18 protein-coding genes and 1 riboswitch are annotated in these 15,504 nt (G+C 53.1%); all 18 genes read right to left on the bottom strand.

The annotated features are described in order from the left end of the window. Positions 1-75: 75 nt before the first annotated feature. The 18 genes from atpD to spoIIR all read right to left on the bottom strand — a co-directional run bounded on the left by atpD (position 76) and on the right by spoIIR (position 15,231). Complete coding sequence (gene atpD, locus PCH01S_RS23965; protein WP_042233884.1) at positions 76-1,485, bottom strand: F0F1 ATP synthase subunit beta; 1,410 nt, start codon at positions 1,483-1,485, stop codon at positions 76-78. Positions 1,486-1,529: 44 nt separating this feature from the next. Beyond that, entirely contained in the window at positions 1,530-2,393 is an 864-nt protein-coding gene (gene atpG, locus PCH01S_RS23970; RefSeq protein ID WP_009676985.1) for an ATP synthase F1 subunit gamma, read from the bottom strand. A 48-nt stretch (positions 2,394-2,441) separates the two neighbouring features. Further along, positions 2,442-3,956: a F0F1 ATP synthase subunit alpha gene (atpA, locus tag PCH01S_RS23975; RefSeq protein ID WP_042233887.1), complete on the bottom strand. Its 1,515-nt coding sequence runs from the start codon at positions 3,954-3,956 to the stop codon at positions 2,442-2,444. Between the two features lie 16 nt (positions 3,957-3,972). Then, positions 3,973-4,521 (bottom strand): F0F1 ATP synthase subunit delta, encoded by a 549-nt coding sequence (locus PCH01S_RS23980; RefSeq protein ID WP_042233889.1) that lies wholly within the window; start codon positions 4,519-4,521, stop codon positions 3,973-3,975. Continuing rightward, positions 4,518-5,003, bottom strand: a complete 486-nt coding sequence (gene atpF, locus PCH01S_RS23985; RefSeq protein ID WP_042233891.1) for a F0F1 ATP synthase subunit B — start codon at positions 5,001-5,003, stop codon at positions 4,518-4,520. The genes PCH01S_RS23980 and atpF overlap by 4 nt, the downstream gene beginning before the upstream one ends. A 110-nt stretch (positions 5,004-5,113) precedes the next feature. Beyond that, entirely contained in the window at positions 5,114-5,326 is a 213-nt protein-coding gene (gene atpE / locus PCH01S_RS23990; RefSeq protein ID WP_009677035.1) for a F0F1 ATP synthase subunit C, read from the bottom strand. Between the two features lie 106 nt (positions 5,327-5,432). Then, on the bottom strand, positions 5,433-6,212 hold the full coding sequence (gene atpB / locus PCH01S_RS23995; RefSeq protein ID WP_042233894.1) for a F0F1 ATP synthase subunit A: 780 nt from the start codon (positions 6,210-6,212) through the stop codon (positions 5,433-5,435). A gap of 26 nt (positions 6,213-6,238) precedes the next feature. Further along, positions 6,239-6,607 carry an ATP synthase subunit I gene (locus PCH01S_RS24000; protein ID WP_042233896.1) on the bottom strand — a complete coding sequence of 123 codons (369 nt, stop codon included), beginning with the start codon at positions 6,605-6,607 and terminating at the stop codon, positions 6,239-6,241. Then, positions 6,600-6,833: an AtpZ/AtpI family protein gene (locus PCH01S_RS24005; RefSeq protein WP_042233898.1), complete on the bottom strand. Its 234-nt coding sequence runs from the start codon at positions 6,831-6,833 to the stop codon at positions 6,600-6,602. The genes PCH01S_RS24000 and PCH01S_RS24005 overlap by 8 nt, the downstream gene beginning before the upstream one ends. A 197-nt stretch (positions 6,834-7,030) precedes the next feature. After that, entirely contained in the window at positions 7,031-8,167 is a 1,137-nt protein-coding gene (gene wecB, locus PCH01S_RS24010; RefSeq protein WP_042233900.1) for a non-hydrolyzing UDP-N-acetylglucosamine 2-epimerase, read from the bottom strand. A gap of 24 nt (positions 8,168-8,191) precedes the next feature. Beyond that, positions 8,192-8,821, bottom strand: coding sequence for a uracil phosphoribosyltransferase (gene upp, locus PCH01S_RS24015; protein ID WP_009676968.1), 630 nt, complete (start codon positions 8,819-8,821; stop codon positions 8,192-8,194). Positions 8,822-9,060: 239 nt separating this feature from the next. Further along, positions 9,061-10,311: a serine hydroxymethyltransferase gene (locus PCH01S_RS24020; RefSeq protein ID WP_042233902.1), complete on the bottom strand. Its 1,251-nt coding sequence runs from the start codon at positions 10,309-10,311 to the stop codon at positions 9,061-9,063. Positions 10,312-10,413: 102 nt separating this feature from the next. After that, positions 10,414-11,073, bottom strand: a complete 660-nt coding sequence (locus PCH01S_RS24025; RefSeq protein ID WP_042233904.1) for a TIGR01440 family protein — start codon at positions 11,071-11,073, stop codon at positions 10,414-10,416. A gap of 32 nt (positions 11,074-11,105) precedes the next feature. Then, positions 11,106-11,564: a ribose 5-phosphate isomerase B gene (rpiB, locus tag PCH01S_RS24030; RefSeq protein ID WP_042233906.1), complete on the bottom strand. Its 459-nt coding sequence runs from the start codon at positions 11,562-11,564 to the stop codon at positions 11,106-11,108. Positions 11,565-11,729: 165 nt separating this feature from the next. Next, a riboswitch (ZMP/ZTP riboswitch) is annotated at positions 11,730-11,810 on the bottom strand. 101 nt (positions 11,811-11,911) lie between these two features. After that, on the bottom strand, positions 11,912-12,493 hold the full coding sequence (locus PCH01S_RS24035; RefSeq protein WP_042233908.1) for a low molecular weight protein arginine phosphatase: 582 nt from the start codon (positions 12,491-12,493) through the stop codon (positions 11,912-11,914). Positions 12,494-12,583: 90 nt separating this feature from the next. Then, positions 12,584-13,156: a manganese efflux pump MntP gene (locus PCH01S_RS24040; protein WP_042233910.1), complete on the bottom strand. Its 573-nt coding sequence runs from the start codon at positions 13,154-13,156 to the stop codon at positions 12,584-12,586. 249 nt (positions 13,157-13,405) lie between these two features. Beyond that, a complete protein-coding gene (locus tag PCH01S_RS24045; RefSeq protein WP_042233912.1) occupies positions 13,406-14,491 on the bottom strand; it encodes an L-threonylcarbamoyladenylate synthase in 1,086 nt (361 codons plus the stop codon). Between the two features lie 29 nt (positions 14,492-14,520). Beyond that, a complete protein-coding gene (gene spoIIR / locus PCH01S_RS24050; RefSeq protein ID WP_042233914.1) occupies positions 14,521-15,231 on the bottom strand; it encodes a stage II sporulation protein R in 711 nt (236 codons plus the stop codon). Between the last annotated feature and the right edge of the window lie 273 nt (positions 15,232-15,504).

The following is a 15,504-nucleotide window of genomic DNA, read 5'->3' on the forward strand; positions in this document are numbered from 1 at the left end:
GGTTCTGCGAGAGATCCTCTCCCCGACTCGGCTCAAACCCGGGAAAGCAGGCAGACGCCCGCATGACCCGATTGCTTATACCATCGTTCTTGCCTTTTCAACGGCCTCATCAATCGAACCTACGTTGACGAAAGCTGCTTCCGGCAGATCGTCATGCTTGCCGTCAAGCAGTTCTCTAAAGCTGCGCACGGTTTCTTTAACCGGGCAGTAGAGACCTGGCATACCGTTAAACGCTTCGGCAACGTGGAGCGGTTGGGACAGGAAGCGTTCTACGCGTCTTGCGCGGTTAACGGCAATCCTGTCTTCTTCGCTCAACTCGTCCATACCGAGGATCGCGATAATATCTTGAAGTTCTTTGTAACGCTGAAGCAGACGCTTAACGCCTTGCGCCACTTCATAGTGCTCTTCGCCTACTACCTGAGGAGTCAGGATACGGGAAGAGGAAGCAAGCGGATCAACGGCCGGGAAGATACCTTTCGCGGCAATGGCACGCTCGAGGTTAGTCGTTGCGTCCAAGTGGGCAAACGCAGTTGCCGGAGCCGGGTCAGTGTAGTCATCCGCCGGTACGTAGATCGCTTGAATCGACGTTACGGAACCTTTGGTCGTGGAAGTAATACGCTCTTGAAGTTGACCCATTTCGGTTGCCAGCGTAGGCTGGTAACCTACCGCGGACGGCATACGTCCGAGGAGGGCGGAAACTTCGGAACCCGCTTGTGTGAAACGGAAGATGTTGTCGATGAACAGAAGTACGTCACGGCCTTCCTCATCACGGAAATACTCGGCCATAGTCAGACCGGAAAGAGCAACACGAAGACGCGCGCCTGGAGGTTCGTTCATTTGACCGAACACCATTGCGGTCTTGGCGATAACGCCGGAATCACTCATCTCGTGATAAAGGTCGTTACCTTCACGTGTTCTTTCACCTACGCCCGCAAATACGGAAATACCGCCATGCTCCTGCGCGATGTTATGAATAAGCTCTTGCATGGTTACGGTTTTACCTACACCCGCACCACCGAAGAGACCGATCTTTCCGCCCTTCATGTAAGGAGCAAGAAGGTCGATAACCTTGATACCTGTTTCCAGCATCTCGGCTTGAGTCGTCAGATTGACGTACTCAGGAGCTTGCTTGTGAATCGGGGATGTCAGGGTCCGGTCCGCAGGACCTTTACCGTCGATCGGATCGCCCAGTACGTTATATACACGGCCCAGTGTAGCAGGACCGACCGGTACGGAGATAGCGGCACCGCTATCGATAGCTGCCATTCCGCGCACGAGACCGTCCGTGGAAGACATAGCTACACAGCGTACTTGGTTGTCGCCAAGGTGTACGGCAACTTCAACTGTCACTTCGCTGTTCTCTTGATCAGCGGATTGAGCAGTTTTTTGAATTTTAATGGCATTCAGAATCTCGGGAAGATGTCCACGTTCGAACTCGATGTCGACAACCGGTCCCAAGACCTGAACAACACGTCCTTTGCTCATTGTATTTCCCTCCTGTACTCAAATGCTTAGTTCCGCACTGCGCATTAGTTCAATGCGTTTGCACCGGCAACAATCTCCGAGATTTCCTGGGTAATTGCCGCCTGACGTGCACGGTTATAGGAAAGTGTAAGCTCTGCAATCATCTTCGTCGCATTCTTCGTCGCGCTACCCATAGCGGTCATACGCGCGCCGAATTCGCTCGCTTTGCTTTCCAGCACGGCGCTGAAAATGACCGTTTCCGCATACTTCGGAAGCAGTACTTCCAGAACGCCTTCGGCGGAGGGCTCATATTCGTAGGAAGAGACAGCGCTGCTGCCGGACTCCGGCTGCTCGAGCGGCAGCAGTTTTTTCTCAACCGGCGTTTGCGTAATTGCGTTATGGAACTGGTTGTAATAGACGTACAGCTCGTCGTAATTGCCGTCGATGAAGTTCTGTACAGCGGACGAAGCGAGCTGCTTAATATCGGCAAACGTCGGAGAATCGCTGAGACCTGAGACTTCGTCAAAGACCGGGATGTTTCTCCGCTTGAAGAAATCCTTGCCTTTGCGGCCGACAACGAAAACCGCATATTCATCCGTAGATTTATGCCGCTCACGAATAGCATTTAACGCCTTCCGAAGCACGTTGGCGTTAAAACCGCCAGCGAGTCCGCGGTCTGAAGTCAAGACCAGATATCCCGTGCGTTTGACTTCACGAACCTGGAGCATCGGATGCTGAACGCCCTTCGAGCCTGCAGCCACACTAAACACCACTTCGCGGATCTTATCCGCATAAGGACGGGATGCCTCCGCATTGTTCTGGGCGCGCTTCAGCTTGGAAGCCGCGACCATCTCCATCGCTTTAGTGATCTGCCTTGTGTTCTGTTTGCTCTTAATCTGACGCTTAATCTCGCGTATACCCTTAGCCATACTGTTTCACCCCCTGCAGCTTGATTATGGAATCGCAAATTCTCATAATTATTCGGATACCGAGAATCCTTTGAGGAATGTCTCGATAGCTGCAACCAGCGCTTTTTCCGTGTCGGAAGTAAGATCCTTCGTGTCACGGATGGAGCTGGCGATTTCCGGTTTGTTGGCATCGAGGTATGCAAGGAATTCTTTTTCGTAACGGGTAACGTCTTTAACCGGCAGTTCGTCCAAGAAGCCTTTAGTAGCGGCATAGATGCTGATAACCTGTTTTTCAAAAGGCATCGGCTCGTTAATACCCTGCTTCAGGATTTCCAGTGTACGCTCACCACGGTTCAGACGGGAAAGCGTTGCTTTATCAAGGTCGGAACCGAACTGCGAGAAAGCAGCCAATTCGCGATATTGTGCAAGGTCGGTCTTCAGGGTACCGGCAACTTTCTTCATGGCTTTCACTTGAGCGGAGCTACCTACACGGGATACGGAGATACCCACGTTGATGGCCGGACGCTGACCGGAATAGAACAGGTCGGATTCCAGGAAGATTTGACCGTCCGTAATGGAAATAACGTTGGTCGGAATGTATGCCGATACGTCACTCGCTTGAGTTTCGATGAATGGAAGCGCCGTGATGGAGCCTCCGCCCAGCTCATCGTTCAGTTTAGCTGCACGCTCAAGCAAACGGGAGTGAAGATAGAATACGTCACCCGGATAAGCCTCACGGCCCGGTGGACGACGGAGGAGCAGGGAAAGCTCACGATAAGCGGCAGCTTGTTTGGACAGATCGTCATAAACGATCAGGACATGCTCGCCTTTGTACATGAAGTATTCGCCCATTGCGCAGCCGGAATAAGGAGCCAGGAAGAGCAATGGAGCCGGCTCGGATGCACTCGCGGTTACGACGATCGTGTAGTCGAGAGCGCCGTTGCGGCGGAGTGTATCCACTACGTTGGAAACGGTGGACTGCTTTTGGCCGATGGCCACGTAGATACATTTCACGCCGTTGCCTTTTTGGTTGATGATCGTATCGATGGCAATCGCCGTTTTACCGGTTTGACGGTCACCGATGATCAGCTCACGCTGGCCGCGGCCGATCGGTACAAGCGCGTCAATCGCCTTGATACCGGTCTGCATAGGCTCGTGTACGGATTTACGCGCCATAACGCCAGGAGCCGCGGATTCAACCGGACGGTAGCCGGAAGCTTCGATTGGTCCTTTGCCGTCAATCGGCATACCCAGTGCGTTAACAACGCGTCCGAGCAGCGCTTCGCCTACAGGCACCTGCATAATGCGGCCTGTACGCTTAACTTGGTCACCTTCGCGGATGTCCGAGTACGGTCCGAGAATGATGATACCTACATTGTTTTCTTCCAGGTTCTGCGCCATGCCCACAACGCCGTTGGCGAACTCGAGAAGCTCACCGGCCATGACGTTCTCCAAGCCGTGCACACGAGCGATACCGTCACCGATAGTGATAACCGTACCGACTTCAACGACTTCCAGATCTGCTGTATAATTTTCGATTTGCTGCTTAATCAGCGTGCTGATTTCATCAGGTCTGATACTCAACGAACCTCACCCCTATCTACATTGCTTGAGCTTGTTTCAGCGATTTTTCCAAACGTTCGAGTTTGCCAGCCAAACTGCCGTCGTAGAGACGGTCACCGATCCGAACAGTAATGCCGCCAAGCAAGCTCGGGTCGACTACCGTCTGTACACGAATTTGTTTGCCGGTCATACGGCTAAAGTTGTCTGCAATTTCCTTGACTTGTACTTCAGACAGCGGCAGGGCAGTGTAAATCGTTGCGTCTGCCTGGCCAAGCGACTCGTTGGAAATCTGAACAAAGTCGGACAGTACAATAGGAAGCAGGGATTGCCGTCTTCTATCGATCAGGAGTTTAATCGTATTCATAACGAGCGGAGAAATCCGATCCGCAAAGATGTTCGACAAAAGCTGACGTTTCGCAGGCACGTCGATATTCGGATGATCCAGAACGCTGCGCAGTTCCGCATGATCCTGGATCGTCTGAACAATCTCGGTCAGTTCAGTTTCAACTTGAGCGACCGCGTTCTGCTCCTTCGCAGCTTCAAAAAGTGCTTTCGCATATCTTTTCGCTACCACGATGTCACTCATTTAGATCCCCCTACCTCATTCAGGTAATGGTTCACCAATTCTTCCTGTGACTTTTCGTCAACTTGCTTTTCAATAATTTTAGAAGCGATCATAACGGACATAGCGCTAACTTGACCGCGCAGTGCTGCAACCGCTTTGTTTTTCTCGCTTTCGATCTCGCGTACCGCTTCTTCTTTCACGCGGTCCGCTTCGCTTTTCGCTTTATCGACGATTTCTTCGGCTTGCTTGGAGCTCGTCAATTTAGCTTGCTCGATCATTTGGTAAGCTTCTTTACGTGCCTCTTGAATTACCTGCTTCTGTTCTTCGAGCATTTGCTCGGCTTGAACACGACTTGCATCAGCAGAGTTCATCTGGTCGGCAATCAGCTTTCTGCGCTCTTCCATCGTTGCGAGCAACGGACCGAAGGCGTATTTGCTGAGCAGCCAGTATAGAATTCCGAACGCGACAAGCGCGAATACGAACGATTCCCAATTCCAAGACATTCGAGTCACTCCTTTCCGTAACTGTGTGCTGGGGCGATTCTTCAAGAACCTAATTCATAGCGAAGGCGCGGATGGCTCAGGCCTTCCCCGCCCAACCGAGGCTATGCGAATTATTTGAAGAAAATCAGGAAGCCCAGAACGACACCGATAATCGGAACAACCTCGACGATACCAACACCGATAAACATAGTTGTTTGCAGAGTACCGCGAAGCTCAGGTTGACGAGCGATACCTTCTACTGTCTTGCTTACGATCAGACCGTTACCAATACCAGCGCCAAGTGCGCCCAAACCGATTGCTAATGCTGCTGCCAGGAATTCCATGAAAAATTTCCTCCTCAGAAAATAGGTTTTGTACCTGTAATGTGTATATGGATCCCACGCCTTGCGGAAGCCGCGCAGAGCTGCTAATCGCAGCTGAGCCGATCATTTAGTGATCTTCATGATGAACGGTAGCCTGGGAAATGTAAACCATGGTAAGGATGGTGAACAAGAATGCCTGGATGGCACCTACGAAGATACTGAAGCCCTGCCAAACGGCGAGCAGCGGTATCCCTACAACACCCAGCATCATAATGGTGGAGATCAGAACCTCACCCGCAAAGATGTTCGCGAACAAACGAAGAGCAAGCGTCAACGGCTTGGAAAGCTCTTTAATGATGTTCAGCGGCAGGAAGAACCAGAACGGCTCAAAGTAATGCTTCAGATAATGTTTCGTGTTCTGTGTCAAACCGAGTGTATTCGTCATAACAAACACCATCAGGGCGAGTGCGGACGTTACGGAAAGGTCGGCTGTCGGTGATTTCCACCAAGCCACAGAAGCGTGCTTGCCTGCTTCCTCCAACTCATGAATACGGGTATCCGTCAGCACTTGCTGACCGAACAGCGTAAATCCCTGAGTATGGTCGGTTACGATACCGAACGGAAGACCGAGAAGGTTGGAGACAAAGATAAACATAATTAATGTCAATCCTAACGAAATGTAGGACTTTGCCTTGCTGAGCGGCATCGTACTCGCAATTGTGTTATGAACGAACTCAACGACCCATTCCATAAAGTTTTGCAGTTTGGAAGGTTTGTCTACGGACAGGTTCCGCACGGACAGAAGAGCCAGGACTAACACAACCACGCAGGATACGATAATCGCCAAAAAGGTTGAAATGTCAATATCGATACCATTTTCGAAGTGTAGCACGGGAAACTCATGCATTTTCCAATTTCACCCCTTTCCATGCATTACGGTTTGTGTGGACGACTCAAAATGCCGACTAGCAAAAGTATAAATGGAACCAAAAAGCAACCAATAATGGTTGAGGCGATATCAAGGTGTTGTGGAAATTTAAGCGCAATCATAACGGCAAGGAGCACTGTAGCCAGACGGCTTAAAAATCCGAGACTCATACGCTGTGCGCCCCGCTCCGCAACGGTTTTGCCGATCAAATCGACTCTGCGCTGAAGGAGCAAAGCATTGATGCCGCTTGCAATCGCACCCACTAATAATCCTGCAGCTACCGTACGTACGGAAGGGACAAGCGCCCAGACCAGTAAACATGCGGCGAGAAGCAGAAGTGCGATACGCATAGCTTTCTTGAGCAGGTCATTCATCGGGTTCCTCCAGAAACTTCTTAAGCAGCATGATAACCGAAGCGATCCCCGCGAAGAGACCGAGCATCACGCCTGCTACTATCCAGCTTCTCGGACCGCCAAAACGCTGGACTGCGAAGTTCGCGGCGAAGTAGCCGAGCATGGTACAGATAGCGATATCAAGCCCGAGTGCGCCTACAAGGCCGGCAGCCCTCCAAGGATTATCGCGGTTTCCTTTGTTTTTCATGGCTTTGACCCCTATCAATCCTCATATATTGTATCGGAGCAAAGTCTACTTTGTCAATTCGTATAAAATCAAACATTTCGTGAACAGTACTGCCGAAATCCCTTATATATCAAGGGATTTCGGCATTTAAAACCAAACAGTGGAACTGTACAGTGTGACCTTTGTCATTGCATCGTCACAATGTCGAAAGAGATGCGTTAAAAAGAGTCCGGTTTTTCCGTTTTATAGCCGAAATGGTGTAGGATTCCCTGCACGATTCTGCGGGAAGCTTGTCCGTCTCCGTAAGGGTTCGCAGCGCCCTTCATACGATCATACGTTTGTGGATCGGTGAGCAACGCGCGTGCGCGCTCGTAAACTTTCTGTCCGTCCGTACCTACAAGCTCCAGAGTACCGGCTTCCACGCCTTCCGGACGTTCCGTAGTGTCACGAAGCACCAGGACAGGTACACCGAACGACGGAGCTTCTTCTTGAAGACCGCCGGAATCCGTCAGGATCATATAAGCGTGAGGGTAGAAGTTATGGAACTCAAACACGTCGAGCGGATCGATCAGTTTAATTCTCGGATGGTTCCCCAGAATCTCATAAGCCGGTTCCTTAACGGCCGGACTCGGATGAACCGGATACACGATCGCGACATCATCGAATTCGTCCGCAATGCGCTTGACCGCGTTGAAGATCTGACGGTGCGGCTCTCCCTGTGCTTCCCTGCGGTGGGCCGTCATCAGGATGAGACGTTTGCCCTCCGCCCAGTCCAGAACCGGATGGTGGAAGTCCTTCTTCACGGTGTACTGGAACACGTCCGTTACGGTGTTACCGGTAACATAAATCGAATCTTCCGATTTATTTTCTTTGCGCAAATTGCCCGCCGACCAGTTGGTCGGAGCAAAATGCAGATCCGCGAGGACGCCCGTCAACTGACGATTCATCTCTTCCGGATACGGCGACATCTTGTTCCAAGTTCTCAGGCCCGCTTCCACATGGCCGACTTTGATCTGCTGCAAGAAGGCCGAATAGCTGGCAAGGAAGGTGGTCAGCGTATCGCCGTGCACTAGAATCAGGTCCGGCTTCGCTTCCCGGAAAACGGGCTCAAGTCCTTGAAGAACCCGGATGGTGACTTCGTTGAGTGTTTGACGGTCCTTCATGACGTTGAGGTCGAAATCTGGCTGGATGTTGAACAACTCAAGCACCTGATCCAGCATTTGACGATGCTGGGCCGTTACGGCCACGAGTGATTCAATTTGCTCCGGATGCTTCTGAAGCTCCAAAATAAGCGGAGCCATCTTGATGGCTTCCGGTCTTGTACCGAAAATCGTAATGACTTTCAACCTTTTCATGAACGTACGTCCCTCCAAAATACTTTATTTCGTACCGAATAAACGGTCGCCCGCGTCTCCCAGACCGGGAATGATGTAACCGTGATCGTTCAAATAATCGTCGATAGCGGCCACATAAATGTCAATGTCCGGATGCTCTTTCTGGACGGCTTCGATACCTTCCGGAGCGGCGATCAGACACATCAGCTTGATCTGCACGCATCCGCGGTTTTTCAAAGCGGTGATAGCCAGGTTAGCGGAACCGCCCGTCGCCAGCATAGGGTCCACGACGATCAATTCTCTTTCCTGTACATCTGTGGGTAATTTCACATAATACTCGACAGGTTGGAGCGTCTCAGGGTCCCGATACAACCCGATATGGCCCACTTTCGCAGCCGGAATCAGATTCAGAATCCCGTCCACCATGCCGAGTCCCGCGCGGAGAATCGGAATAATGCCGAGCATGCGTCCGGAAATAATCCGGCAATCCGCAGTCGCTACAGGCGTTTTGACCTGGATGTTCTCGAGCTGGATATTACGCGTAATCTCGTACGCCATCAAAGTGGCGACTTCATCCACCAATTCACGGAAATCCTTGGTTTTCGTATTTACATCTCTTATGTATGTGAGTTTGTGCTGAATCAAGGGGTGGTCGCAAATGAACACCTTACTCATAGTATTCCTCCCGAATATCGATCTGGCTGATCTGGATGTCTTTCCAACTTTCCACAAACCTCGTCCATTATATCATATGTCTGTTTATATATCCTCCCCAAAAAGCACACTCTCTTATGACAAGAATCCGCTTTTGTATGAACAATCCGCCCTCTTTTTTTTCATAAAAAAGGAACCCTTCGCGGGTTCCCGGATTCACTAACCACCTACTGGAGAGCAGGTTGTTTTATATGGAAGAATTAATATTCCAATCCCTTGTACAGCGGGAATTTGGAGGTAACTTCTTTAACGAGTCCGCGGGCTTGCTCGTGAACGGCGGAATCGCTCGGATTTTTAAGCGTCATGGCGATAATTTTGGCGATTTGCTTCATGGCTTCCGTATCCATTCCACGGGAAGTCGCGGCAGGCGTACCGATACGGATACCGCTGGTTACGAACGGGCTGGTCGGATCGAACGGAATCGCGTTCTTGTTGACGGTCACACCCACTTCATCAAGAAGATGCTCGGCGTCTTTACCCGTGATGTTCAGGCTGCGCAGGTCGATCAAGATCAGGTGATTGTCCGTACCGCCGGAAACGAGGTTGATGCCGTCGGCCGTCAAGCCTTCAGCCAGCGCTTTGGCATTATCAATAACGTTTTTGCCGTATGTTTTGAAGTCGGCTTGCAGGGCTTCTCCCAGCGCAACGGCTTTAGCGGCGATGATGTGCATCAGAGGTCCGCCTTGGGAACCCGGGAATACGGCTTTGTCGATTGCGGCAGCCCACGGCTTGCGGCACAGAATCAAACCGCCGCGCGGTCCGCGAAGCGTTTTGTGAGTCGTTGTCGTGACAAAATGAGCATGCGGAACCGGGTTCGGATGCAGACCTGCCGCAACAAGACCCGCGATGTGAGCCATGTCGACCATAAACAGGGCGCCCACTTCGTTAGCGATTTGGCCCAGTTTCTCGAAATCAATGATGCGCGGGTAAGCACTTGCTCCTGCAACGATCATGCGCGGTCTGTGTTTGAACGCGGCTTTACGGACATCGTCGTAATCGATGCGGGAATCCTGTTCGCTTACGCCGTAAGCTACGAAATTATAGAGGATACCGGACGCGTTGACGGGGCTGCCGTGTGTCAAGTGTCCGCCATGCGCCAGGTTCATGCCCAGAACGGTGTCGCCAGGCTTAAGCGCGGCCAGATAAACGGCCATATTCGCTTGAGCGCCGGAGTGAGGCTGTACATTGGCATGCTCGGCCCCGAAAAGTTCCTTCGCACGGTCGCGCGCGATATCTTCGACGATATCGACGTACTCGCAGCCGCCGTAATAACGCTTGGACGGGTAACCTTCCGCGTATTTGTTCGTCAGCACGGTGCCCATAGCTTCAAGAACTGCCTGGCTTACAAAGTTTTCGGAAGCGATCAGCTCGATTTTGTCGCGTTGACGGCCAAGCTCCAAGTTCATAGCCTCAACGATTTTCGGGTCCTGTTTACGCAAAAATTCTACCATCTGTAACAACCTCCCATGGATTTAAAATCAAAATCAGTTTCACTTTGTACGAGCCGGATAAACAGGAAAAAAGATTCCCCGTTTACCACGGCTCCAGACGCACTATTCGCAGTTGTCGCTGTCTGCCGAACTTCCCGGACTTGTCCGGGAAGGAGCAGCAGCACCGGCGAATACGGGAATATCCGGGCTTTCCGGGACAGCTTCGTATACCGCCCGCTGCCCGCCGATCAGCTTCGGACGCGTATACGCCATCGTCACGTGCGCCTCACCCACCCATTTCACGGGCGGGCGCACAGGGACGGCTACCCGGCGGAGATGCATGCCGATCAGCGTGTCGCCGATGTCGATGCCCGCATGAGCGGCGATCTCTTCCACGACGCATGCGCGCTCCAGGTGCCGGTAAGCATGGGCGGCCATCGAGCCGCCGGCCTTGGGCACCGGCACTACATTCACCGGCTCCAGCCGGGAGTCTTGCTCCACCAGCGCTTCTTCGACGACAAGCGCGCGGTTTAAATGCTCGCAGCACTGGAAGGCGAGCCGCAGCCCGTGTTCTTCCGCCACCCGGACAGCGGCGGTGAAAATGCGCTCGGCCGCTTCCGGCGTACCGGACGTGCCGATTCTCTGGCCACGGACCTCGCTCGTCGAGGTACCGAAAACAACGATCTGACCGGGCCTTAAGCCGCCAGCTTCGATCAGTGCCCGGAAATTGGCCTCGACAGCAGGGCCTATTCCGTCCAGCCAGGCTTGCTCACCGTCATTCATACGATCACCTCCATTTATTAAAATAGAGCTCCTTACGGATGAATCGTATTTTTCTCTTCCAACAGCTTCACTTTTTTCAGGCGGTTCTCATGACGTTCGCCGTGCGAAAACTCGGTCTCAATCCAGATCTTGACGATTTCCTGCGCCACGCCGGGTCCGATTACGCGTTCTCCCATAGCAAGCACATTCGTGTCGTTGTGCTCCCGGGTTGCTTTCGCGGAGAACATATCGTGCACAAGCGCGCAGCGGATGCCCGGCATTTTGTTGGCGGCAATGGTCATACCGATGCCTGTACCGCAAATCAGAATACCTTTGTCCGCCTGCCCGTTAAGCACCATGTCGCAAACCGGAACAGCGTAGTCCGGATAGTCGACCGATTGTTCACAGTTGCAGCCGACATCCTTCACTTCGTGACCTAACGATTCCAGGTAAGGAACGATAACATCTTTAAGCCGGTATCCGGCGTGATCGGCGCCAATTGCAATTTTCATTGAAAAGCCCTCCTCGGGTGGGAATAAACTGCGTTTGGCTCTATTATAACCCAAACCGATCAGCCGAAGAAAAAAAACGGCAAATTCCGACTTTACCTGCACCTGTAAACCGCTACGAGACAATGAAAAAAAGAGCATGACACGCGTGTAAATACGCATGTACTGCTCTTTTGCCCAGGCGACCGGCCGTATACCCCGATGCTCCACTGTGGTTACACCCACTCGTCGCCAGTTACATCGGGTCTTCTATTATGCCCCTATCTTACCGTATTCCCGCAAAACTGTAAAGCCGCTAAAAAATGAAGATTATGTTAGCCCGCCAAAGGATACTGCGGCCGTCGATACGCTCATCGGCTTTCCTTTATCTTTTGAACCAGTTTAACGAGCGCTTCCTCGATTTCTTCCGCCGTATGGCGGTAAAGCTCCAACGAGCCGCCGAAAGGATCGGAAATATCATAATTCGGAAGTTTCTTTTCCAGGTGTATGAGTCTCGTCCGTTCTTCTACCGTAATTTCTTCGGAAAGGGCATGCTTGACCTGCACTTCAGCGATCAGCCGCTCCCATTCTTCGGCAGCCAACGCGACTTCGGGATCGTCTTCCACAAATTCCTTCAATGTATGTGTTTTATCCGCCGCCTGCGGGAACCGCTGAATCACGGCGCGTTTATGGTCTTGTGTCATCGTTAAGATAAGATCGGCCCAATCCACGTCTGCGGATCTGAGAAGACTGGAGCTGATGGAAGCTTCACAGCCTTTTTCACGCAAAACAGAGGAAGATTGCCGGGAAATCGGACTGCCGTCGGAAGCAAAAACCCCTGCGGAACGGATATGGACTTCCAGGTTATCCTGCTGGGCCATATGGCGCAGAATCCCTTCAGCCAGCGGGCTGCGGCATGTATTTCCGGTACAGACAAAAAGGATCTGTTTCATGTTCCGTCTACCTCCTACAGAGTATTCGAACGAGTTGTTCCGCTCTCTATTATTGTACCGCTTTTTTGAAATCAAGAACACTTTACAACTTTACAGCAGAAATCTCAGACCGAACAACAGCAAAATTACCCCGCCCAGCGCTTCTCCGTACTCACCGATCCAGCTTCCCACGTGACGCCCCAGCATAAGCCCCAGAATCGACATGCCTCCGCCCAGCAATCCGAAAAGCAGCACCGTCAAAACCACATCCGTTGCGAAAATACCGAGCGAAACCCCTACCGAAAAAGAATCGACGCTCACGCTTAACGCGAACAGGGTCATTCCCCAGAAGGTACGATGGTCGAAAGCGGGATTATCTTCTCCCCGGAAAGAGCTGTAAATCATATGCGATCCGAGCAAAATGAGCAGACCGCCCCCGGCCGCCACGGCAACCTGTCCGAGCAAATTTCCGAGGTAATGGCCCGCATACATGCCGAGCAGCGGCATGAGGATATGAAAGAGACCGATCACGATGCTGATTTTAAGAATATGCAGCAGGCGTATACCCCTCATTCCGATTCCAATCCCTAAAGAAAACGCGTCAAAACCAAGCGCAATAGCCATGATGAAGATCGTCACCAGTTGGCCCCATACGAAAGATGACACGCCCGCCAGTGCCGCCATTGGTATTTCCCCCTGTCCGCTTTTTCTCTCTCAAGATATGCGGACAAACAGGGAAACATGCTATGGACTTGTACCTGCCGGCATAATGGTACAGGCGGGTACTCTTGTGAGCGGCATTCGAGCTGAAAAGGATACTTGCTCTTCCGGAACTTTTGCACCTTGCGATGCTTTCACATACAGCACGTTTCCGCTTGTACGGATCAAACAGCCCGAAAGCGTTTCTGCGTGCACCGATGCCCCTTCTGCCGCTTATACGCGGATGACTTCCTGACCCGCCGCCTTGAGCAGCCGGTTCATGACGGCGCGGCCTATTCCCGTGTCCGGGCAGCCTTCCGCGAGAATATACGTCGCTCCCTCGCGGTCGAACTGCCGGAGTGCGGCATACAGCCCGCGCGCGATCGTCTCCGGCTCGGCCAAACGGCCGGAGGAGACTACGGCGTCCGCGTGATGCAGCCCGCGGCGCTCGTCATAGGTGAGCACCCCTGTACGCTCACCGCGGGCTTTGGCGGCGTCCAGGTCACGCCGCATCCACTCGGCGACGGCCTTCGGATCGTCGCCCAGCACCACGCGCATGCTCCCCTTCGGGGCATAATGCGCGTACTTCATGCCGGGAGCCCGCGGCGTCCCGGCCGGTTCCTCGGTGCGTGCGGGTTCGCGCACCGGCACGTCCGGCAGCGCCTCGCGCAGCTGCTCGGCCGTCACCCCGCCGGGGCGCAGGATGTAGATCGCCCCGGACGCCCACTCCACGACGGTCGACTCTACGCCGACGCCCGTCGGGCCGCCGTCGACGATGCCGCCGATTCGTCCGCCGAGATCATCGGCGACGTGTTCCGCCATCGTCGGGCTGGGTCGCCCCGAGCTGTTCGCGCTCGGGGCCGCAACCGGGCAGCCTGCGGCGCGCAGCAGCGCCAAGGCGACCGGATGGTCGGGGATGCGGACCCCGACGGTAGACAGCCCCGCCGTCACGAGCGGGGAAACCGCGCCCGCGCGAACCGGCACGATGACCGTCAGGGGCCCGGGCCAGAAGACATCCATGAGCCTGCGCAGGGGCTCGGCCGGCGTCCCCTCCGCGAACGCGTCCATTTGAGAGCGGTCCGCGATGTGGACGATCAGCGGGTTGTCCGACGGACGGCCCTTGGCCCGGTAAATACCTTCAACCGCAGCGGAATTGGTCGCATCCGCTCCCAAGCCGTATACCGTTTCCGTCGGAAACGCTACGGTCTCTCCTTGGACGAGAAGCCCGGCAGCTTCGGCAATCGCTTTATCCGCCGTTTCTCTTGTTCCCGTCCCCGTTCCGGCTTCATCGTGAATCTTCCATAGTTTAGTCGTTGTCAAAGCTGTTCACCCTTACTGGTTTCCGAAATTTATCTGAACAGATTCAGGAAGAATCCGATGATGCCTTGAAGCAGTTCCCACAGAAAAAATTTCACTTCCGTATCTCCGCCGGCAGTTGCGGCAGCCGCCGATCCTTCGGCCGGAGCGTCCGCCGTTTTTTTCTGCACGCCAGCGGTTTTGGCCTCATCGGTTCCTTTCCCGCCGTCTTCGGCAGGAGCTGCCTGAGCCACCGCTTCGCCCGACACGCCGTCTACAAAGCAAAGAGGAGGAAAAAGCACGCACCACCAGTTCTGGCCTTTCCCTTCACCGAGAGATACACGAAGAGCTTCATAATCCCCGGCCGGATAAACGCGATTGCCGTACATTTTGGTCGGGAACGGTACCTGTCCGAGCTCCACGGTGTAAGGAAGTCCTCCCAGACCGCGGGATGTCAATGTATTGCGGACGACTTCTTCCAGAACCGGAAGGTTTTGCTGCACAATTTGTCTCGCTTCGTCAATAGAATGCGGTCCGGTGACCCACTCGTTCATCTGAGCGACAATAGCGTCCCGCACCAGCCGCTTGATGGCCTGATCCTCCGGCTTATCGGAGTTGGCCAGTATACGAAGACGGATCGACTGATCCGGGATAGCCCCTTCCGCCAGAGCTGCGTTCGAACGTGTACCTTCCCAGCTCATCATCATGATGGCAAGAGCGAAAAACGTATAAAACAAGTGCTTGTATGATTTACGGATGACCATAATAATTCCCTCCCGTTTCCCGGAAAAACAGCGCCAGCTTCGAAGCCGTTCTCTGTTTCTTCCTCTGTAACGGTTAGTATGGTCAAAAGGCAATTCTTTTAAACTAGCAATCTATGATTTTTTCACGTGGAACATTTTCCGGGTGTGAAACATATAAACCTTTTGGAAAGTGACCGTCAATCGCGGCGACATCCTCGCAGCACAGAACTTTCCCTAACACGCGTATTTGCTGAACGTGCTGATAAGTCTTAAAAAATGATCTCGCTAGATACG

Source organism: Paenibacillus chitinolyticus NBRC 15660 (assembly GCF_000739915.1).
Classification (GTDB): Bacteria; Bacillota; Bacilli; order Paenibacillales; family NBRC-103111; genus Paenibacillus_F; species Paenibacillus_F chitinolyticus.

What these genes read in the sequence shown, in the direction of transcription:
- atpD (WP_042233884.1), bottom strand. Translation starts at nt 1,485, where the DNA reads ATGAGCAAAGGACGTGTTGTTCAGGTCTTGGGACCGGTTGTCGACATC.
- atpG (WP_009676985.1), bottom strand. Translation starts at nt 2,393, where the DNA reads ATGGCTAAGGGTATACGCGAGATTAAGCGTCAGATTAAGAGCAAACAG.
- PCH01S_RS23980 (WP_042233889.1), bottom strand. Translation starts at nt 4,521, where the DNA reads ATGAGTGACATCGTGGTAGCGAAAAGATATGCGAAAGCACTTTTTGAA.
- atpF (WP_042233891.1), bottom strand. Translation starts at nt 5,003, where the DNA reads ATGTCTTGGAATTGGGAATCGTTCGTATTCGCGCTTGTCGCGTTCGGA.
- atpE (WP_009677035.1), bottom strand. Translation starts at nt 5,326, where the DNA reads ATGGAATTCCTGGCAGCAGCATTAGCAATCGGTTTGGGCGCACTTGGC.
- atpB (WP_042233894.1), bottom strand. Translation starts at nt 6,212, where the DNA reads ATGCATGAGTTTCCCGTGCTACACTTCGAAAATGGTATCGATATTGAC.
- PCH01S_RS24000 (WP_042233896.1), bottom strand. Translation starts at nt 6,607, where the DNA reads ATGAATGACCTGCTCAAGAAAGCTATGCGTATCGCACTTCTGCTTCTC.
- PCH01S_RS24005 (WP_042233898.1), bottom strand. Translation starts at nt 6,833, where the DNA reads ATGAAAAACAAAGGAAACCGCGATAATCCTTGGAGGGCTGCCGGCCTT.
- wecB (WP_042233900.1), bottom strand. Translation starts at nt 8,167, where the DNA reads ATGAAAAGGTTGAAAGTCATTACGATTTTCGGTACAAGACCGGAAGCC.
- upp (WP_009676968.1), bottom strand. Translation starts at nt 8,821, where the DNA reads ATGAGTAAGGTGTTCATTTGCGACCACCCCTTGATTCAGCACAAACTC.
- PCH01S_RS24020 (WP_042233902.1), bottom strand. Translation starts at nt 10,311, where the DNA reads ATGGTAGAATTTTTGCGTAAACAGGACCCGAAAATCGTTGAGGCTATG.
- PCH01S_RS24025 (WP_042233904.1), bottom strand. Translation starts at nt 11,073, where the DNA reads ATGAATGACGGTGAGCAAGCCTGGCTGGACGGAATAGGCCCTGCTGTC.
- rpiB (WP_042233906.1), bottom strand. Translation starts at nt 11,564, where the DNA reads ATGAAAATTGCAATTGGCGCCGATCACGCCGGATACCGGCTTAAAGAT.
- PCH01S_RS24035 (WP_042233908.1), bottom strand. Translation starts at nt 12,493, where the DNA reads ATGAAACAGATCCTTTTTGTCTGTACCGGAAATACATGCCGCAGCCCG.
- PCH01S_RS24040 (WP_042233910.1), bottom strand. Translation starts at nt 13,156, where the DNA reads ATGGCGGCACTGGCGGGCGTGTCATCTTTCGTATGGGGCCAACTGGTG.
- spoIIR (WP_042233914.1), bottom strand. Translation starts at nt 15,231, where the DNA reads ATGGTCATCCGTAAATCATACAAGCACTTGTTTTATACGTTTTTCGCT.